This window comes from Mycobacterium sp. G7A2, assembly GCF_041902445.1.
GTDB lineage: Bacteria > Actinomycetota > Actinomycetes > Mycobacteriales > Mycobacteriaceae > Mycobacterium.
The window spans coordinates 1,689,222-1,707,614 of the sequence record NZ_CP169251.1 but is presented as its reverse complement, the minus strand read 5'-3'; the positions used below and the strand labels follow the sequence as shown (position 1 = coordinate 1,707,614).

The 18,393-nt window shown below is 69.3% G+C and carries 23 protein-coding genes; 15 read left to right on the top strand and 8 right to left on the bottom strand.

What is annotated here, in order from left to right:
* A complete protein-coding gene (locus ACEWX3_RS08425; protein WP_207068309.1) occupies positions 1–1,230 on the bottom strand; it encodes a mannosyltransferase in 1,230 nt (409 codons plus the stop codon).
* 139 nt (positions 1,231–1,369) lie between these two features.
* On the opposite strand from ACEWX3_RS08425, the gene ACEWX3_RS08420 reads away from it, so the two are divergent.
* On the top strand, positions 1,370–1,948 hold the full coding sequence (locus ACEWX3_RS08420; protein ID WP_207068310.1) for a hypothetical protein: 579 nt from the start codon (positions 1,370–1,372) through the stop codon (positions 1,946–1,948).
* Positions 1,949–2,010: 62 nt separating this feature from the next.
* Positions 2,011–3,126 (top strand): hypothetical protein, encoded by a 1,116-nt coding sequence (locus tag ACEWX3_RS08415; RefSeq protein ID WP_221362319.1) that lies wholly within the window; start codon positions 2,011–2,013, stop codon positions 3,124–3,126.
* Positions 3,127–3,133: 7 nt separating this feature from the next.
* Here ACEWX3_RS08415 and ACEWX3_RS08410 read toward each other — a convergent pair whose 3' ends face one another.
* Positions 3,134–3,280 (bottom strand): DUF1059 domain-containing protein, encoded by a 147-nt coding sequence (locus ACEWX3_RS08410; RefSeq protein WP_152518237.1) that lies wholly within the window; start codon positions 3,278–3,280, stop codon positions 3,134–3,136.
* A gap of 49 nt (positions 3,281–3,329) precedes the next feature.
* Here ACEWX3_RS08410 and ACEWX3_RS08405 point away from each other — a divergent pair, with 49 nt between their 5' ends.
* Both ACEWX3_RS08405 and ACEWX3_RS08400 read left to right on the top strand, forming a co-directional pair.
* Positions 3,330–3,989 (top strand): nitroreductase family protein, encoded by a 660-nt coding sequence (locus ACEWX3_RS08405; RefSeq protein ID WP_221362317.1) that lies wholly within the window; start codon positions 3,330–3,332, stop codon positions 3,987–3,989.
* 31 nt (positions 3,990–4,020) lie between these two features.
* Positions 4,021–4,419, top strand: coding sequence for a recombinase family protein (locus tag ACEWX3_RS08400; RefSeq protein WP_374159166.1), 399 nt, complete (start codon positions 4,021–4,023; stop codon positions 4,417–4,419).
* Between the two features lie 72 nt (positions 4,420–4,491).
* On the opposite strand, the gene ACEWX3_RS08395 is transcribed toward ACEWX3_RS08400, so the two are convergent.
* Positions 4,492–5,079 carry an HhH-GPD-type base excision DNA repair protein gene (locus ACEWX3_RS08395; RefSeq protein WP_374159165.1) on the bottom strand — a complete coding sequence of 196 codons (588 nt, stop codon included), beginning with the start codon at positions 5,077–5,079 and terminating at the stop codon, positions 4,492–4,494.
* A 165-nt stretch (positions 5,080–5,244) separates the two neighbouring features.
* On the opposite strand from ACEWX3_RS08395, the gene ACEWX3_RS08390 reads away from it, so the two are divergent.
* From ACEWX3_RS08390 to ACEWX3_RS08355, 8 genes are all read left to right on the top strand, one after another.
* Positions 5,245–6,081, top strand: coding sequence for a sulfite exporter TauE/SafE family protein (locus ACEWX3_RS08390; RefSeq protein WP_221362315.1), 837 nt, complete (start codon positions 5,245–5,247; stop codon positions 6,079–6,081).
* 133 nt (positions 6,082–6,214) lie between these two features.
* Complete coding sequence (locus ACEWX3_RS08385; RefSeq protein ID WP_374159164.1) at positions 6,215–7,441, top strand: sensor histidine kinase; 1,227 nt, start codon at positions 6,215–6,217, stop codon at positions 7,439–7,441.
* Positions 7,438–8,265 carry a LytTR family DNA-binding domain-containing protein gene (locus ACEWX3_RS08380; protein ID WP_207068317.1) on the top strand — a complete coding sequence of 276 codons (828 nt, stop codon included), beginning with the start codon at positions 7,438–7,440 and terminating at the stop codon, positions 8,263–8,265. The genes ACEWX3_RS08385 and ACEWX3_RS08380 overlap by 4 nt, the downstream gene beginning before the upstream one ends.
* Positions 8,258–8,632, top strand: coding sequence for a hypothetical protein (locus tag ACEWX3_RS08375; RefSeq protein ID WP_152518244.1), 375 nt, complete (start codon positions 8,258–8,260; stop codon positions 8,630–8,632). The genes ACEWX3_RS08380 and ACEWX3_RS08375 overlap by 8 nt, the downstream gene beginning before the upstream one ends.
* The gene (locus ACEWX3_RS08370; protein WP_374159163.1) at positions 8,629–10,383 is read left to right on the top strand and encodes a cation acetate symporter; all 1,755 of its coding nucleotides are present in this window, start codon (positions 8,629–8,631) and stop codon (positions 10,381–10,383) included. Before ACEWX3_RS08375 ends, ACEWX3_RS08370 begins: the two co-directional genes overlap by 4 nt.
* Before the next feature lie 165 nt (positions 10,384–10,548).
* Entirely contained in the window at positions 10,549–10,899 is a 351-nt protein-coding gene (locus tag ACEWX3_RS08365) for a DUF485 domain-containing protein (protein WP_152518246.1), read from the top strand.
* Positions 10,896–12,527: a cation acetate symporter gene (locus ACEWX3_RS08360; RefSeq protein ID WP_221362312.1), complete on the top strand. Its 1,632-nt coding sequence runs from the start codon at positions 10,896–10,898 to the stop codon at positions 12,525–12,527. The genes ACEWX3_RS08365 and ACEWX3_RS08360 overlap by 4 nt, the downstream gene beginning before the upstream one ends.
* Before the next feature lie 114 nt (positions 12,528–12,641).
* Entirely contained in the window at positions 12,642–13,796 is a 1,155-nt protein-coding gene (locus ACEWX3_RS08355) for an MFS transporter (RefSeq protein ID WP_374159808.1), read from the top strand.
* Positions 13,797–13,803: 7 nt separating this feature from the next.
* Here ACEWX3_RS08355 and ACEWX3_RS08350 read toward each other — a convergent pair whose 3' ends face one another.
* Both ACEWX3_RS08350 and ACEWX3_RS08345 read right to left on the bottom strand, forming a co-directional pair.
* Positions 13,804–13,986 (bottom strand): DUF5302 domain-containing protein, encoded by a 183-nt coding sequence (locus ACEWX3_RS08350; RefSeq protein WP_221362311.1) that lies wholly within the window; start codon positions 13,984–13,986, stop codon positions 13,804–13,806.
* A gap of 17 nt (positions 13,987–14,003) precedes the next feature.
* Positions 14,004–14,447 carry a PPOX class F420-dependent oxidoreductase gene (locus ACEWX3_RS08345; protein WP_374159162.1) on the bottom strand — a complete coding sequence of 148 codons (444 nt, stop codon included), beginning with the start codon at positions 14,445–14,447 and terminating at the stop codon, positions 14,004–14,006.
* Between the two features lie 57 nt (positions 14,448–14,504).
* Between ACEWX3_RS08345 and ACEWX3_RS08340 the strand changes: the two genes are divergently transcribed.
* Both ACEWX3_RS08340 and ACEWX3_RS08335 read left to right on the top strand, forming a co-directional pair.
* The gene (locus ACEWX3_RS08340; RefSeq protein ID WP_374159161.1) at positions 14,505–15,029 is read left to right on the top strand and encodes a DUF1697 domain-containing protein; all 525 of its coding nucleotides are present in this window, start codon (positions 14,505–14,507) and stop codon (positions 15,027–15,029) included.
* Between the two features lie 25 nt (positions 15,030–15,054).
* A complete protein-coding gene (locus ACEWX3_RS08335; protein ID WP_207068323.1) occupies positions 15,055–15,879 on the top strand; it encodes a class I SAM-dependent methyltransferase in 825 nt (274 codons plus the stop codon).
* A gap of 37 nt (positions 15,880–15,916) precedes the next feature.
* Here ACEWX3_RS08335 and ACEWX3_RS08330 read toward each other — a convergent pair whose 3' ends face one another.
* Entirely contained in the window at positions 15,917–16,282 is a 366-nt protein-coding gene (locus tag ACEWX3_RS08330; protein WP_207068324.1) for a GntR family transcriptional regulator, read from the bottom strand.
* A 36-nt stretch (positions 16,283–16,318) separates the two neighbouring features.
* Here ACEWX3_RS08330 and ACEWX3_RS08325 point away from each other — a divergent pair, with 36 nt between their 5' ends.
* Positions 16,319–17,032, top strand: coding sequence for an NAD-dependent deacylase (locus ACEWX3_RS08325; protein WP_207068325.1), 714 nt, complete (start codon positions 16,319–16,321; stop codon positions 17,030–17,032).
* 43 nt (positions 17,033–17,075) lie between these two features.
* Here ACEWX3_RS08325 and ACEWX3_RS08320 read toward each other — a convergent pair whose 3' ends face one another.
* Entirely contained in the window at positions 17,076–17,708 is a 633-nt protein-coding gene (locus tag ACEWX3_RS08320) for a class I SAM-dependent methyltransferase (RefSeq protein ID WP_374159160.1), read from the bottom strand.
* Positions 17,689–18,393: a TetR/AcrR family transcriptional regulator gene (locus ACEWX3_RS08315; RefSeq protein ID WP_207068327.1), complete on the bottom strand. Its 705-nt coding sequence runs from the start codon at positions 18,391–18,393 to the stop codon at positions 17,689–17,691. Before ACEWX3_RS08315 ends, ACEWX3_RS08320 begins: the two co-directional genes overlap by 20 nt.

Below are 18,393 nucleotides of genomic sequence, written 5' to 3'. Positions count from 1 at the left end.
TCAACCGCGACGTTGGGAAGAACGCCCATCTACCGCGACCCACGCCAGCGTCACCAGCGAGGCGACGGGGTAGATCAGCCCGGCCCAGGCCAGATACCAGGGGCGCGAGATCTCCCAGATCGTCGGCTGGGCAAAGCTCAGCAGCCAGGGCAGCCCGACCAGGGTGAGCGCCAGCCAGCCCCACCCGAGCACCCGGGCGCCGGGTCGACGGGCCAGTGGACCGTGCAGCAGCCAGATCATCAGCGGAATCACCCACACCCAGTGATGCGTCCACGAGATCGGCGACAAGAGCAGGCCGAACAACTGCACGATCACGATGGCGGCCAACCGATCCCGTGCACCACCGACCGCTCGCCACGCCAGCAGCGCCAGCGCCGCGGTCACCACGATCCCCGCCAGCACCCACGGCCCGTATCCGGCGTCATAACCGAGGATCCGCGAAATGGCACCCCGCCAGGACTGGTTGAACGACGTGCCGACCGGTCCGACCCGGTCCGCGTCACCGAGCAGGTCGGTGAAGTAATAACGGGCCTGGTCACCGACGACGAGCAGCGAGAGGCCGACCGTGGCGACGAACACGACGCCCGAGAACACCGCCGCGCCCCAACGCCGGGCGCCGAGGAAGTACAGACCCGACACCGCCGGCGTCAGCTTCACGCCCGCGGCCAGGCCCACCAGCAGGCCGGAGAGCCACCACCGGCTGCTGTACACCGCACCGAGCACGGCCAGCACCAGGACGACGTTGATCTGGCCGTAGTCGAACGTACTGCGAAGGGGCTCGGTCCAGATACCGACCGCCGTCCACAGCATTGCGACACGCCGGGCGTCGTGACAAGGCGCGACGGTCAGCAGGCGCTGGCTGGTCCGCACCACCCCGTAAAGCGCAGCGACGATGCCGAGTTGCCAGGCCAGCGCCAACAGCCCGAACGGCACCAGCGTCAACGGATAGAACACCACGGCGGCGAACGGCGGATAGGTGAACGGCAGCGGAAAGTCCGGGGTCTGGTCGGCGTAGACAAAGTCGTAGAGCTCGCCGGGCCGGCCCAGGGTGGCGGCGCCACCGACATAGACGTGCAGGTCAACGAAATTCGCGCCGGTGGGCACCAGATACGTCCACGCCAGTCGCGCGGCGATGCTCGCGATCAGCAGCAGCGGCGCTACGGCTGACAGCCGGGCCGCCAGAAGGGAGCCTGACGTTGCTGGGGCGGGTGCGGGGTCGTTGATGCGCACGACTCTAGCGACCGGTCACCATCCGCCTTCACCTCAGTAACGGTTCCATAAATGCCACACATGTCACTTGAGTAACTCCAGTAACAAGCTAGCTTCGGTTCAGGCGACCCAACCGTGCCACAACGAACTGGAGACTTTCATGCACCGCACCCGAAAACTGTTTGCAACAACGATGATCGCGGCGGCAGGAGCGGTGTCGGCCGCCGTGGCGCTCAGTGCTTCCGCTGCTGCTCAGCCGGCCCCGGCACCCGCGCCCGCGCCCGCACCGGCGGTTCCGGGCATGGACATGCTGCAGCAGCTGGTGAATCCGGCGGCGGCGTCCAGCCTGATCCAGACCTTCGCCAACGCCATCAGCCCCGCGTCCGCCGCGACGCCCGCGACCGCCCCGGCCACCGCACCCGGAGCAACCGCCTCGGTCACGCTGCCCCAGCCGGTCAACACACTGCCGGCCGTCGCCACCCCGGCCGCCGTCGCCACCCCGGCGACCGCGCCCGCATCGCCGCTGGCCGGCATCACCGACTCACTGGGTGTCCCCGGCAGCCTCGCCTCGCTGCTGCCCGCCGACAACCCGCTGGGCGGACTGCTGCCGACCGGCAACGCACCGGCAGCCGTGACACCGGCGGCCGTCGCGCCCGCGGCAACCGCGCCGGCACCCACCGGGCCCGTCGGCACGACCGATCCGCTGGGGCCGATGTCCCCGCTGTCGGCGCTGCCCTGATCGAGCCCCACACCAACCAGGCACATCAACGACAGCCACATCAAAGAAAGCAATGGGGGATCATGTCAACGATCAGGACGATGCTCACCACCGTCGTCGCCGTGGGCTCGTCAGCCGCGTTGCTCGGCGTGACCGGTGTCGCGCACGCCGACCCCGCGGCGGCGCCCCTGCCGATCGACGGCCTGCAGGCGCCCGGCCTGCCCGCGGTGCAGAGCCTCGGGCCGGTCATCCAGCAGGCGGCCGCTGATCCCACCAATGCTGCTTCGATGCTGATGGCCGCCGCCGCGGTGTTCGCCGGAGACTCGGCGGCTCCGCCGCCGTCCCGCGATGTCGCGTCGGCGGTCAACCAGTTCGTGCAGCCGGTGGCGCACGTGCCGGCCACCGGCGCGATTCCCGGCACGCAGGCGCACCTGCCCGCCGGTGTCGACCCGGCACACGCCGTCGGACCCGCACCGGAGGCGCTACCCGCGGCCGCGCCCGAGGTGGCCCACGCGCCTCAGCCCGAGGTGTCACCCCCAGGGCCGGCGCCGGAAGCGGCGGCGCCTGCCCCCGAAGCAGTCGCCCCGGCTCCGGCGGCCCCTGCCCCGGCTCCTGAGGCCCCGGCGCCGGCTCCTGAGGCGGTGGCCCCGGCTCCCGCTCCCGCGCCGGACGCCATCGCGCCGCCGCCGGCACCGGACGTCGCTGCAGCCCCGGTCGCGGCACCCGCACCCGCTCCCGGCTTCGGCCCGGACGCCCCCGTCAAGCAGGACTTCCTGTACCCGTCGATCAGCAACGGCTGCCTGGCCGACGGCGGCAACGTGCTGGCCACCGCGATCTCGGTGGCAGGACCGGCGAAGATCCCGGCTCCGGGACCCGGACCGGGCCAGACCGCCTACGTGTTCACCGCGGTCGGCACGCCCGGCCCGGCCGCCGAGCAGAAGCTGCCGCTGAACGTCACATGGGTGAACCTGAGCACCGGCAAGTCGGGCAGCGCGACGCTGAAGCCGCGGCCCGACATCAACCCCGAAGGTCCGACGACGCTGACCGCGATCGTCGACACCGGTTCGGGCAGCATCATGTCGACCATCTTCGGTCAGGTGACCACGACCGAGAAGCAGTGCCAGTTCATGCCGACCATCGGTTCGACGGTCGTCCCGGATGCCCTCGCCAACACGCCGGCGGTCGCGCCGCCGAACTGAAACAGGGTCAGTAGGCCATGAAGAGGATGGCGTCCCGGTCGTAGTCGCGGCCGGGATGCACCTGCGACAGGTGCTCTTGGGCCTTCTCCACGAGGTCGTCTTCATCCTTACCGGTGATCGCTTCGCCACAGGGGCAGTTCAGGTGAGTCTTCATGTGTTCACAATGGCACAGCCGTGGCCCGACCTTAAGCCAAGATTTCGGTATGGACCTCTACGACGTGATGCGTACGACGGGCGCCGTCCGACGATTCACCGATGATCCCTTGCCCGACGACGTGCTGGTCCGGATTCTCGACCACGCCCGCTTCGCGCCCAGCGGAGGAAACCGGCAAGGAGTGCATGTCATCGCGATCCGCGACACCGGCACGCGCGCGTCGCTCGGTGAGCTGAGCATGCCGGCCGCGCGTCGTTACCTCGCCCAGAAGCGCAACGATGAGGGCCCGTGGAACCCGCTGCGGCCCATGGGTATTTCAGCCGAGCAAGTCGCTGCCACGGAGGTGCCCGCGGACTTCACGGCCCCGCTGCTGACGTCGTCGGTGGTGTTGGTGATCTGTGTCGATCTCGCGGTGGTGGCTGCCGTCGACCAGGATCTCGACCGTGTCGGGGTCGTCGCGGGTGCGTCGGTGTACCCGTTCGTGTGGAACGTCCTGCTGGCTGCCCGCAACGAGGGATTCGGCGGGGTGTTGACAACGATGGCGGTAGCCGAGGAACCGCGGGTCAAGGCGCTGCTGGGGATCCCGGAAGGGCATGCGGTCGCCGCGGTGTTGCCGCTGGGCAGACCCCAGCGGCAGCCCACCCGGCTGACCCGTAAAACCGTCGCCCAGTTCGCCACCTGGGAGAGATTCGACGGCGCGGCACTGTGACGACGGCACCGTGTCGTGAGACCTTGGACAGGTGGCGATCACGCTGGGTTACGCGTTGAGTCATGCCAGCGCCTGCGCCGACCTCGACGAACAACTCGCCGAGCTCACCGCGGTGGGCGTCGACCCGCGACGGATCTTCACCGACAAGGCCGGCGGATCGAGCGACAAGATCCGCGCCGGACTGCTCGCCCTGCTCAGTTACGCCCGCGCCGGCGACGTCGTCATCGTGGTGGCCCTGGAGAGGCTGGGGCGCACGGCCGCCGAAGTTGCCCGGACCGTCAGCGATCTGAGCGCCCGGGGGATCACGCTGCGCTGCCTGCGCAACGGACTGGACACCGCCTCTGCGTCGGGGCGCATGGTCGCCGCCGTCCTCGGCGAACTGGCCATGCTGGACGCCGACGATTCCACCGAGTCTGCACAGAGATCGTGACGCGGCCCGTCTTGGCGATCTGGCCGCAGGCTCGGTGCCGAGGTTGTCTCTAGGCCTTCGCGGCGGTTGTCTCTAGGCCTTGGCGGCCTTGGCCTGCTTGGCGGCCGCTTTGGCTTCCTTCTTGTACGTGCGCACCTTCTGCAGTGAACCCGGTCCGGTCACGTCGGCCACCGACATGTTCGTCCCGGCCTTGCCGTAGTCCCCCGCCGCGGTCCGCCAGCCCTTCGGGGTGACGCCGTACTGCTTGCCGAGCAGAGCCAGGAAGATCTTCGCCTTCTGATCTCCGAAACCGGGTAGCGCCTTGAGCCGGCGCAGCACGTCCTTGCCGTCGGCGCCGTCGGACCACAGCGCCGCGGCGTTCCCGTCGTACTCGTCGACGATCACCTTGGCCAGCGCCTGGACGCGCGTGGCCATCGACCCTGGAAACCGGTGTATCGCAGGGGTTTGCGCACACAGTGCGGCGAACTTCTCCGGGTCGTAGTCGGCGATCGTCGCCGCATCGAAACCACCGATCCGGTCGGCGATCTTCTTGGGCCCGCCGAATGCGACCTCCATGGCGATCTGCTGGTCGAGCAGCATCCCGACGAGCAGTGCGAACGGATTCTCCTCCAGCAGCGCATCGGCGCTGGGTTCTTGCGTCAGACACAGCTTCCCAGTCATGGGTCAACCCTATCCGGCGCGAGCTGCACCCCTGCGGTTCCCAGCATGGGATCCGTAGATATTCGAAGCGGCGGGTTGCGAACGCTGTCACGATGACCTCATGGGTGGCCCAATCGTGGTCTCTCCGCCAGCCGCCGCGGATGACCTCACCGCGCGCGACCGTCGATGAGCGGCGCGGGGATCTACCTGATCTATCTTCTGGCCGGCACTGTGGCCGGACTGGTCTCCGGGTTGTTCGGGCTCGGCGGCGGTCTGACCATAGTGCCGGCCCTAGCGGTGGCTCTGCCCCTGCAGGGTGTGGTACCCGGGCATGTCATGCACCTCGCGATAGGGACGTCGCTCGCGGTCATGTTCTGCACTGCGCTCTACACGACCTTCTTGCGCAGTCGGTGCGGGGATCTGGACTGGGCGCTGCTCAGGCGACTGATCCTGCCGGTGATGCTCGGTACGGTCCTCGGCGCATTCGGCGGCGGGATGCTGCCTGGGACCGCCCTCCGCATCTTCTTCCTCTGTTTCGTCGGATACATGATCATTCGGGCACTCCGTCGTCGCCTCGTGGAATCGCGCACAGCACGCACCGGCGGCGCAATCGGCGAGGCGTCTCCTGTCGTGCCGTCCCGCGTGAGTCGGCTGGCTGCCGGAGTCACCACGGGCTTGACCGGTGCGCTGCTGGGTGCCGGCGCAGCCATCGTCACCGTGCCTTATCTGCAGAGTGCCGGATACCGGATACAACAGGCTTCCGCCATCGCTGCGGCGTTGTCTGCGGTGATCGGGATCGGTGCAGGAACTGGATATCTACTCGGCGGACTCGGGGCCGGCGAATTACCCGCGGGCTCCATCGGGTTCCTCTATCTCCCCGCGTTCGCGGGAATGGCGGTGGGCGCGCTTCTGGGTTCACCCCTCGGTGTGCGAATCTCGCACCGATTGTCCGAGTCCATCCAGTTCTGGCTGTTTCTCGCCTATCTTGTCATCGTTCTCGTCTCGATGTCGCTATCCGGATGAGCTGGCATTCAGGGCCGCCTTCAGCCATAGCGGGCCACCCGGGCAACATGTCGGCAGCTGTTGTCGAACAACCCGGGGCCATGCCACATCGCCGGATTAAGGTGACCAAAACCCGCAGGCGAGGAGCAAAGACATGTCCGGCGAGCTCGCGATCGCGCTGACGGCCGCGCTGATCCTGCTCGCGGTCGCCGCGGTGGTGCTCGCGGTGCGCACCCGCCGGGTGGTGGCCACCCCCACCGAGCGGGCCGTGCACGCGGCGCTGCACACGGCGTCTCTGGCGGCGCGGGCGCTGCGCCGCGGCCTGGACGCCGATTCGGCCGAGACCGCCGCACCGTTCCTGCGTGGGTTGACCGGAACCGATGGGCTCGCACTGTACGGCGGTGACGGCCAGCAACTCGCCCGAGATCCCGACGAGCATCCGATCTGGGACGCCGAGGTACTCGAGGCGTGTGACGGAGCAGCCCGGGAGGCGATCTCGGGTCAGCGCCGCGTGATGCTGCCGGCCCGGGTGTCTGCGGTGATCGCGCAACCGCTGCTCGACGAGGCGGGCGACCCGTTGGGGGTGCTCGTGGTGGTGACGACCCGCTCCCCCGCCCCCGGAATGCTCGGCGCGGTCGGGGAAGTCGCGCGTTACGCGGCCAGCCAGGTGGAACTGGCCGAACTCGATGCCTCCCGCGCCCGGCTCGACCGCGCCGAGGTGCTGGCACTGCGCGCCCAGATCAGTCCGCACTTCATCTACAACGCGCTCAACACGATCGCGTCGTTCGTGCGCACCGACCCCGACCGCGCCCGCGAGCTGATCCTGGAGTTCGCCGACTTCACCCGCTACTCGTTCCGCGCCGCCGGCCAGTACACGACGCTGGCCGACGAACTGCGCAACATCGACCGCTACCTGACTCTGGAACGAGCCCGATTCGGCAACTCGCTGAAGGTGACCGTGCAGGTGGCGCCGGAGGTGCTCAACGTCGTCGTCCCGTTCCTGGCGCTGCAGCCCTTGGTGGAGAACGCGGTCCGGCACGGCTTCTCGGGTCGCGGGGGCGGTTCGATCGAGCTGATCGCCCGCGACGAGGGCTCCGACTGCGTGATCACCGTCGAAGACGACGGGGTGGGGATGGATCCCGACGCGCTGCGGGCGGGGCCGAGTGATGCGCTGTCCGCAGGCATGTCGCCGCAGGAGGGAAACTCCGCCCACGTCGGCCTGACGAATGTCGACCATCGGCTGCGGGCAGCGTTCGGAAACGATTACGGTCTTGTCGTCGAGACGGCGATCGGTGCGGGCACGAAGGTCGTGATGCGGGTGCCGAAGTTCCGGTCCGGGGTGTGGGCCAGCGGAGGTGCGTTCGGGGTGGGCAGCCAATGACCAAGCCAGTGGGCAGGTCGGGAAGCAGGCTGCTGACCGTTCTCGCCGTCGACGACGAAGCGCCCGCACTCGACGAACTCGCCTACCTGCTGGACCGACACCCCGACATCGCCGAAGTCATCCGCGCCGGCGACGCCACCTCGGCCCTGCGCGAGCTCAACGCCCGCCGCATCGATGCCGTCTTTCTCGACATCAACATGCCCGGGTTGTCCGGGATCGAACTGGCCGGGGTGCTCGCCAACTTCTCCGAGCGGCCCGCCATCGTCTTCGTCACCGCGCACGACGACAAGGCCGTCGCGGCGTTCGACGTCGGCGCCATCGACTACCTCCTCAAACCGATTCGCGACGACCGACTCGACGAGGCGGTACGCCGCGCCGCCGGCGCGCAGACGGGCGAGGCGGGACCCGTCGAACCCGTCGGGGAGCCGGCCAAGGAACCCGAATCCGATGTGGTGCCCGCCGAAGTCGGCGGCGTCACGCATCTGGTGCCGCGCGACAGCATCGGCTGGGTGGAGGCCGAGGGCGACTACGCGCGCCTGCACTCGGCGTCGGGTTCGCACCTGGTGCGCATCCCGCTGTCCACCCTCGAAACACGCTGGCGCGACCACGGTTTCCAACGGGTACACCGCTCGTATCTGGTCGCGCTGCGCCTGGTCACCGGTCTGCGCTCGACCGACGGCGCGATGCTGGTCCGGCTGCGCGCCAACGGCGCCTCCCCCGCGGTCGAGCTTCCGGTCAGCCGACGCCAGGCCCGCGAGCTGCGGGACCGGGTGGTGCGCAACCCGATGCGCAACCTACGACCGGCGGGCGGCGCCGATGACTAGCGGCGAACGGCCACAGCGACAACGCGTGGTCCTGGCGCATCGCCGTGGCGCCCGCATGGTGCGCACTCGTGTCGAGGTGCACGAGCAGACCCAGGTCGGCGATGCTCTGGTGCGCGGCCTGATGCGGGCCCAGCTGGGTCTGGCGCTGCGGTTGGCGGCCGTGGTGGTGGTCCTGACCGGAGCCATCCCGTTGCTCAACGCGCTGTTCCCCGGCCTCGGCGCGATCACCGTGTTCGGCATCCGGTTGAACTGGCTGGTGCTGACCGTGCTGGTGTATCCGCTGCTCTACGGCATCGGCTGGTTCTACGTACGCCTGTCCGAACAGGCCGAGCGCGATTTCGTCGGCGTCGTCGACGCCGAGCTGTGACCGGCTCCCCGCTGACCGCGGCCGCGCTGCTCGTCGCAGCCGTGGCCACCGTCGCCATCGGCGCCTACGGTGTGCGTTTCTCCCGCACGACGTCGGACTTCCTCGTCGCGTCCCGCACCGTCGGATCGCAGTGGAACGCCGCCGCGATCTCGGGTGAGTACCTTTCAGCCGCTTCGTTTCTCGGCGTAGCCGGACTCATCGCCAAATACGGCGCCGACGCGCTGTGGTACCCCGTGGGATTCACCGCAGGGTATCTGGGTCTGCTGTTGTTCGTGGCGGCGCCACTGCGTCGCTCCGGCGCCTACACCGTGCCCGACTTCGCCGAATTCCGGCTCGGCTCGGCGCGGCTGCGCAAGGTCGCGATGCTCGTCGTCGTCGTGGTCTGCATCTTCTATCTGGTACCGCAGTACCAGGGCGCCGGGCTGGCGCTCAAGACGCTGCTGGGCACACCGGTGTGGCTGGGTCCGGTCGCGGTCGGGGCCATCGTCATCACCAATGTGGTCGCCGGGGGCATGCGGTCGATCACGTTCGTCCAGGCATTCCAGTACTGGCTCAAGCTCACCGCGATCGCGATCCCCGCGCTGGCGTTGACCGCGCTGTTCTTCAGCGACAACGGCGGCGCGGAGGGCTGGAAGCTGGGCGGCGCGCTGCCGCCGACGGTGCAGCAGGACACCACTGTCAGCATCGACACCGATGTCGTCGTCAGCGTCACCGAACCCGAGGGGGTCGCGGTGTCGGGCACGCTGGACGGCCGCGCGGTCGACGCGTCCGCCATCGGCGGCGCGGGTGATCACACGCTCGGGGCGGGCAGCACCCTGACGTTGGCGGCCGGCGCGGCGACGCCCGTGGTGGCAGGCGCGCCGAGCACCGGCGCCGACTGGATCGCCTCGGGTCGCGGCTTCGGTGGCCATCACCCGCTGTACCAGGTCATCTCGATCATGGTGGCCACGTTCCTGGGCACGATGGGACTGCCGCACGTGCTGGTGCGCTTCTACACCAACCCCGACGGGCGCGCGGCACGGCGCACCGCGCTGGCCGTGATCGCACTGCTGTCGCTGTTCTATCTGTTCCCGACGCTGATCGGAGTGTTCTCGAGGCTCTACGTCCCGCAACTGCTGATCACCGGCAACTCCGACGCCGCGGTGCTGCTGGCGCCCGCCGCGGCCATCGGCGGTCCGGTCGGGCAGGTGGTGGCCGCTCTGGTGGCGGCCGGGGCGATCGCCGCGTTCCTGGCCACGTCGTCGGGTCTGCTCGTCAGCTTCGCCGGGGCGCTGGCCACCGATGTGCTGCCCGGCCGCGTGCGCGACTTCCGACTGGCCGCCGTGGTGGGCGGGCTGATCCCGATTCCGTTGGCGCTGACCACCGCCGGCGGGCTGGAGTTGTCCCGCAGCGTCGGGCTGGCGTTCGCGGTGGCGGCCTCGACGTTGTGTCCCCTGCTGGTGCTCGGTATCTGGTGGCGCGGGCTGACAGCGCTGGGGGCCGCCAGCGGGTTGGCCGTCGGCGGGCTGCTCTCGGGGGTCACCGTCAGCGTCGCCGTGGCCGGAGGCGTGGACGAGGACATGTTCGGCGGGTGGCCGGCCGTGCTGATCGGCTACCCGGCCGCGGTCAGCGTGCCGTTGGCATTCGCGACGATGATCGTCGTCAGCTGGGCCACCAGAGCGAAGATCCCCGCCGACGTCGCGCAGATCTTCGCCCGGATGCACGTGCCGGAGCATCTGGGGATGGGGATCGAGCGGATGCCGCGGGGCTGAGCCGGCCGATTCCAGGCGGCGCCGTTCGTCGCCGGCGATCGACCGTTCACCGCACGGGCTCCCGACCTCACCGTGCAGGCACCGTCAGCCATAGATATGTGACTCACGTCTCAACTAGCTTCCTGACCAGAGCCTGTTCACACACAGCCAGGAAGTGAGACCACGGTGTCCGAAACCGACCTACCCATTCGCCCGGAGGCCATCAGCGGCGAGCGATACCTGCAGGTGCAGGCCAGCCCCGAGTTCCAGGAGCTGCGAAGCCGCCTGCGCCGCTTCGTCTTCCCGATGACGGCCTTCTTCCTCATCTGGTACGCCACCTACGTCCTGCTCGGGGCGTTCGCCCACGACTTCATGGCAATCGAGGTGTGGGGCAACATCAACGTCGGCCTGATCATCGGCCTGGGCCAGTTCGTCACGACGTTCCTGATCACCGGCCTGTACGTGCGATTCGCCAACCGTGAGCTCGATCCCCGCGCCGAAGCCATTCGCACCGAGTTGGAAAGCGAAGTCAAATGACCACTCTGCTCGCCCAGACCGAGACGGTCGGCAACACCGCCGCCAACATCGGCATCTTCAGCCTGTTCGTCGTCGTGACCATGGTGGTCGTCATCCGCGCCAGCAAGCGCAACGCGACGGCCGCCGAGTTCTTCACCGGTGGTCGCGGCTTCACCGGGCCGCAGAACGGCATCGCCATCGCCGGTGACTATCTGTCGGCGGCCAGCTTCCTCGGGATCGCCGGCGCGATCGCCGTGTACGGCTACGACGGCTTCCTGTACTCGATCGGCTTCCTGGTCGCCTGGCTGGTGGCGCTGCTTCTGGTGGCCGAGTTGTTGCGCAACACCGGCAAATTCACGATGGCCGACGTGTTGAGCTTCCGGCTCAAGCAGCGGCCGGTCCGGCTGGCTGCGGCCACCAACACGCTGACCGTGTCGCTGTTCTACCTGCTGGCCCAGATGGCCGGCGCCGGCGGTCTGGTCGCCCTGCTGCTCAACGTCAACTCCAGCGGCGGACAGGCCATCGTCATCGCCGTGGTCGGCGTGCTGATGATCCTCTACGTCCTGGTCGGCGGCATGAAGGGCACCACCTGGGTGCAGATCATCAAAGCCGTGTTGCTGATCGCCGGTGCGGGAGCGATGACGCTGATGGTGCTCGGCAAGTTCGGGCTGAACTTCTCCGAAATCCTCGGCGCCGCACAGTCGGCGATCAGTGGAAGCACCACCGAGGCCGTCGCCAACCGCGACGTGCTGGCCCCCGGCGCACAGTACGGCGGGTCGCTGACCTCGCAGATCAACTTCATCTCGCTGGCGATCGCGCTGGTGCTGGGCACCGCGGGTCTGCCGCACGTGCTGATGCGGTTCTACACCGTGCCCACCGCCAAGGAGGCCCGCCGCTCGGTGGTCTGGGCGATCGCGCTGATCGGCGCCTTCTACCTGTTCACCCTGGTGCTGGGCTACGGCGCCGCCGCGCTGGTCGGCCCGGACACGATCCTCGGCGCCGCGGGCGGAGTGAACTCCGCGGCACCGCTGCTGGCCTTCCAGTTGGGTGGGGTGGTGTTGCTCGGCATCATCTCGGCGGTGGCGTTCGCGACCATCCTGGCCGTGGTCGCCGGGTTGACCATCACCGCGTCGGCATCGTTCGCCCACGACATCTACGCCACGATCCGCAAGGGGCACACGGTGACCGAGGCCGAACAGGTCCGGGTGTCGCGTATCACCGCGGTGGTGCTGGGCGCGCTGTCCATCGGGCTGGGCATCCTGGCCAACGGCCAGAACGTCGCATTCCTGGTCGCCCTGGCCTTCGCGGTCGCGGCGGCGGCGAACCTGCCCACCATCGTCTACTCGCTGTACTGGAAGCGGTTCAACACCCGCGGCGCCCTGTGGAGCATGTACGGCGGTCTGATCTCGACCATCGTGCTGATCGTGTTCTCCCCCGCGGTGTCGGGTGGGCCGACGTCGATGTTCCCCAGCGTCGACTTCTCGTACTTCCCGCTGGCCAATCCGGGCATCGTCTCGATCCCGCTGGCATTCATCCTCGGCATCGTCGGGACCCTGACCTCGCCCGACGACGAGGATCCGAAGATCGCCGCCGAGATGGAGGTGCGTTCACTGACCGGCATCGGAGCCGAAAAGGCGGTCGCCCACTAGTCCCCTTCTGGGCGCCAGGCCAGGCTCGTCCCGCCGCCGCGGGGCGAGCCCGGTCTGTGTCCGGGAAAGTTCTGGGTACCCCTGCGCGTTGTGAGTCCCGTGCGCACGTATCCGATGGCCCTGCTCGCCTACGCGTTCACCGCGATCATGGCCGGCACCACGCTGCCGACGCCGATGTACGCGCTCTATGCCGAGCACCTGGACTTCTCGGTGCTGACGACGACGGTCGTCTACGCCACCTACGCCGGTGGGGTGCTGGTCGGGTTGCTGGCGTTCGGCCGGTGGTCGGACACCGTGGGCCGGCGTCCGGTGCTGCTGGCCGGGGTGGGGTTCGCGATGGCCAGCGCGGTGGTGTTCCTGTTCGCCGACTCGGTGCCGGTGCTGCTGGCGGGTCGGGTGCTGTCGGGCCTGTCCGCCGGGCTGTTCACCGGGACCGCCACCGCGGCGGTGGTGGAGGCGGCACCGCCGGTCTGGCGGGGACGGGCGCCGGCGGTCGCCACCGTGGCCAACATCGGCGGGCTCGGAGCGGGCCCGCTGCTGGCCGGCCTGCTGGTGCAGTACGCCCCGCATCCGTTGCAACTCAGCTTCGTCGTCCACCTCGTGCTCGCCGGGTTGGCCGCGGTAGCCGTGCTGATGGTGCCCGAGACCTCGCCACGCACCGGGCGACTCGGCGTCCAGCGGCTCGCGGTGCCGCCGCAGGCACGCGCGGTGTTCGTCGTCGCCGCGTTGGCCGGGTTCGCCGGCTTCGCCACCACCGGGCTGTTCACCGCGGTGGCGCCGTCGTTCCTGTCCGACGTCGTGGGCATCGACAACCACGCCACCGCGGGTGCGATCGTCTGCTCGATCTTCGCGTCGTCCGCGCTGGCGCAACTGGCCTCGCTGCGCGCCGACCCGCAACGGGCCGTGGCGTTCGGGTGCGCGGTCCTCATCGCGGGGATGGCGATCCTGGCGCTCGCGGTGCACGTCGCCTCGCTGACGTTGATGATCGCCGCGGCCGTCGTGTGCGGCATCGGTCAGGGAGTCAGCTTCGGCCGGGGGCTCGCCGCGGTCTCCGACTGCACCCCGGCCGACCGCCGCGCCGAGGTGACGTCGACGTACTTCGTGGTCGCCTACGTCGCTCTGTCGCTGCCGGTGATGGGCGAGGGTCTCGCCGCGCAGGCCTGGGGTCTGGACACCGCCGGGTTGACGTTCGCGGTGGCGGTGGCGGCGCTGGCCACCGGCTGCCTGGCCGCCATCCTCGCCCGCGAGACCCGGCGTGTCCGCGTGTGAGCCGCCGTTATCCGCTCTTGCGGCGGAATTCGCGGCGGTTCTCCACCGGGCCGTGTGAGCGGGGCTGTTTGGCGCCGCCGTCGCGGTGGGCGGTTCCGGTGGCGGACTTGGCGTTCTTGCGTTCCAGCGCCTCGCGGAACTTGCGCTTGGTGTCGTCGTCGCCGGTCTGTTCCTGACCTGTGGCTGTCATGATCGGATCCTAGTCGCTCAGCGCTTGCCCGGCGGCATGCCGTAGACATGTGAAATGGGCAGTGTCATCAGCACTCTGCGGTCGTCGACCATCGCTCGGCGGTAGTCGTCCCAGTCGGGGTGCTCGCCGGCCAGCTCGCGGTAGAGCTGCACCAAGCCGGCCACGGTGTCGTCCCCGGGCTCGGCCGCCGGTGGACTGAGCTGGGCGTCTCCCTCGGCGACCGCATAGGACCAGCCGTCGTCGGAGCTGACGTGCAGCGAGGCCCGCGCGTCGCGCCGCAGATTGCGAGTCTTGGCCCGCGGCTCGGTGATCGACACCGAGATCGTCAACGCACGCGGATCGAAATGGTAGGAGACGTTGGACAGCTGTGGTCGTCCGTCTCGTTTGATCGTGGCCAGCACGCCCAGGGAGTTCCCGGCGATCACGGCCAACAGCTTGTCGTCGAAGACATCGCGCGTCATGACACGAGACTAGAACGATCGCGGGTCTGGGATCATCGAACAGATGGAGCGGAGACGATGACGCGCTACGCCGCGTTCCTGCGTGGGGTCAACGTCGGCGGGGTCACCCTGAAGATGGCCGCCCTCACCGGGGCGCTCGAAGCGGCCGGGTTCACCGGGGTCAGGACGATCCTGGCCAGCGGCAACGTGCTGCTCGACAGCGAGGCGGACGCCGCCGCGGTCAGAGACCGGGCCGAGCGGGCGCTGCGGGACGAATTCGATTACGAGGCATGGGTTCTGGTCTACGGGCTGGACACCCTGGCGCAGATCTCGTCGGCGTACCCGTTCCCGCGGGAGGTCGACGGCCACCACTCCTACGTCACGTTCGTCAGCGATGACGACGTGCTGCGCGAGCTGGCCGAGCTGGCCCGCCGGCCCGGTCCGGGTGAGCGCATCGCCCCCGGCGACGGCGTCGTGTACTGGCAGGTGCCGCGCTCGGCGACCCTGCAGAGCGTCATGGGCAGGACAATGGGACGCAAGCGCTACAAATCCTCGACCACCACGCGCAACCTGCGCACGATCGACAAGGTCCTGCGGGGTTAGCCGCACCGACCGGCCGGGAGGGCCAATGACCGCCAAGCATTCCGCAGACCTGACCGGGGTCTCCGAGACCGCACTGATGACGCTGCAGGTACGGGCCTCGGAGGCGCGTCGGCCCGACGGGATCATCGACGACCCGATGGCCGTGCACCTCGTCGATTCGATCGACGTCGACTTCGGCAAGTTCGGCTACACCAAACGCCAGGACATGGCGCTGCGCGCGAAGGTGTTCGACAAGTACACCCGGCGCTACCTCGTCGACCATCCGCGTGCGACGGTGGTGGCGCTGGCCGAGGGATTGCAGACCAGTTTCTACCGGCTCGACGCCGCGGGTGTGGGCGACCAGTTCCGGTGGTTGACCGTCGACCTGCCGCCGATGGTGGAGCTGCGCCGCAAGCTGCTGCCGGCCTCGGACCGGATACAGATGTGTGCCCAGTCAGCCCTGGACTTCAGCTGGATGGACCGGGTGAACCCCGACGACGGGGTGTTCATCACCGCCGAGGGTCTGCTGATGTACCTGCCGCCGGAGGACGCGATGGCGCTGATCACCGCCTGCGCGGCACGGTTCCCGGGCGGGCAGATGATGTTCGATCTGCCACCGTCGGCGTTCCATGCGCTCGCGCGCCGGGGCATGCGGACGTCGCTGCGTTACCGGGTGCCGCCGATGCCGTTCACGCTGTCGGTCGCCGAGGCTGCCGAACTGGTCGACACCGTTCCGGGGGTACGCGCCGTGCACGATCTGCCCAGCGAAGCGCCGCGCGGGCGATTGCTCAGCGCGCTCGTCTGGGCGGTGCAGCGCACGCCGCTGCTGGACCCGGTGCGACCGACGGTGACGCTGCTGGAATTCGGCTGACGGCACGTCGTCCGTCGCAGCCTCAGCCCAACATTGCTCAGCCGAACGCGGCCTCCACGTAGCGCAACGCCTCACCCTTGTCCACGCCGAGGGCCCGCGCCGCGGACACGAACGTGTTCGCCGCGGTGGCCATCGCCACGTCCGCCGGATCCGACCGCGCCACGAAGGTGCCGAACCGGCCCCTGGTCTCCAACACCCCCGCTGCCTCGAGCTCCCGGTACGCGCGGGCGACGGTATTCACTGCCAGGTTGATCTGACCGGCCAACTCGCGCACCGTCGGCAGCCTGGTGCCCGGTTCGAGTTGACCGTCCCGGATCCCGCCGACGATCTGCGTTCTCAGCTGATCGAACAGCGGCCTGGCGGCGTTCGGATCCACGCGCACCCATTCCCCCAAATCGGCCACGTGCCCAGTATCACCCACAGCCGCTACTTTGGTGGGGTGCAGGTGACGGTATTCAGCGGTGCGGGCATCTCCGCCGAGAGCGGCGTGCCGACCTTCCGTGACGCCGAAACCGGGTTGTGGGCCGAGGTCGACCCCTACGAGATCTCCAGTTCGCACGGTTGGCGCGCTCACCCCGAGCGGGTGTGGGCGTGGTACCTGTGGCGCCACCACATGATGAGCGCGGTGGCACCCAACGACGCCCACCGCGCGGTCGCCGCCTGGGAGGACTACGCCGACGTCCACGTCGTGACCCAGAACGTCGACAACCTGCACGAGCGAGCGGGCAGCAACCGGGTGCACCACGTGCACGGCAGCCTGTTCGAATTCCACTGCGACCGGTGCCGTGCCGGCTATCTCGACGAGGTGCCCGACATGCCCGAGCCCGTGGCGACGGTCGAACCACCTCGGTGCGGCTGCGGTGGGCTCATCCGCCCGAACGTGGTGTGGTTCGGCGAGCCACTGCCCGACGACGCGTGGCAGCGGTCGGTCGATGCGGTGGTCAACGCCGACCTGGTGGTGGTGGTCGGCACCTCGTCGGTGGTCTACCCCGCGGCCGGGCTGCCCGAGTTGGCCGTCGCCAACGGCACGCCCGTCATCGAGGTCAACCCGGAACCCACGCCGCTGTCCGACAGCGCGACGGTGACACTGCGCGAGAAGGCGGCCAGCGCACTGCCCGGGCTGCTGCAGCGCCTTCCGGTGCTGTTGGGCTGACCTGCCCCTCGCCGGTTGCTGCAACGCGGCGACGCCGAGCGGGTCAGTCCGGCCGTACGGCGACGCCCATCGCGAACTCGGCGGCCGGCATCGGCACCCACGCGGGCATCACGCGCTCGCGGTGGGCGCCGGTGACCTGCAATCCCGCCGCGGCGATCGTCGACTCGGTGTCGCGGTGAGTGTGGCAGTTGCCCAGCAGCCGGGGCCAGAAGGTCGCGTCGACGAACTTCTGCAGCCTGCCCCGTCCCCCGCCTTCGGCGACATGTTCCAGGTAGCGCAATTCCCCACCCGGACTCAGCAGCGAATACAGTTGTCGGACAACCTGTTCGGGGTCATGCACCGAACACAGAACCAGCGAGCACACCACGGCGTCGAACGTCTGACCGTCGGTGAACTCCTCGACGGTCTGGCCGGTGACGGTGACGGGGACCGGCGCGGCGGCAGCGGCGCGCTCGGCCACGACGGCGAGCCTGCGCTCCGGTTCGACGGCCACCACCTCGGTGACCGTGGCGGGGTAGAACTCGAAGTTCGTGCCCGTTCCGGCGCCCACCTCCAGCACCCTCCCCGACAGACCTGCCAGGTTCTGCCGGCGTAGTCGCCGCAACGACTCGGGCTCCCGGCTCGACATCGTCTTCCACAACCGGGCGAAGAACGGATTATCGACTGCGTCGCTCATCGGCGGCCTCCTTCAACCAGTTCACCATGTCGGCCGCCGAGTCGGTGGCTGTGGTCCCGGTGGTGGCGACCAGGCCCAGACACAGGGACCGCAGCACACGGTCGGCGAACTCCTCGACGTCTCCCCATGGTAGGTAGGGCCGCGAGATCACCAGCGCGGCGACGCCGTGCACCGCCGCCCACATCTCGAGGGCCAGCGCGGTCGGGTCTGCGGGCGGATACAGACCGTCGGCGATCATCGCCTCCATCGACCCGCGGATGTGCAGGAACGCCGAACTGGTCAGTGCCACATCGACCTCGCCCCCGGGGTGACCGTGGCCCATGGTGGCGATCCGGTAGAGCTCCGGGTTGGCCAACGCGAACCGCACATAGGCCATGCCCTGGGCGCGCAGCACCTCGACCATCGGCACGTCCGGCCGACCCGCACCGTCCACCGCCTGCATCTGTTCGTCGAGCTTCTCGAAGTAGCGGCTGCACACCGCGTCCAGCAGCGCCTGCTTGTCGGCGAAATGCAGATAGATCGACGGCGGGGTCACCCCCACCCGCTGCGCCACGGAGCGGATCGAGACCGCTTTGGCGTCACCGGTTTCCAGCAGAAGACCGGTTGCGGCGTCGAGAATCTCCTCGCGCAGGTGCTCGCCGGCACCGCGGGCGGCGCGCCGACGCCGCAGTGGTGGCACACTCAT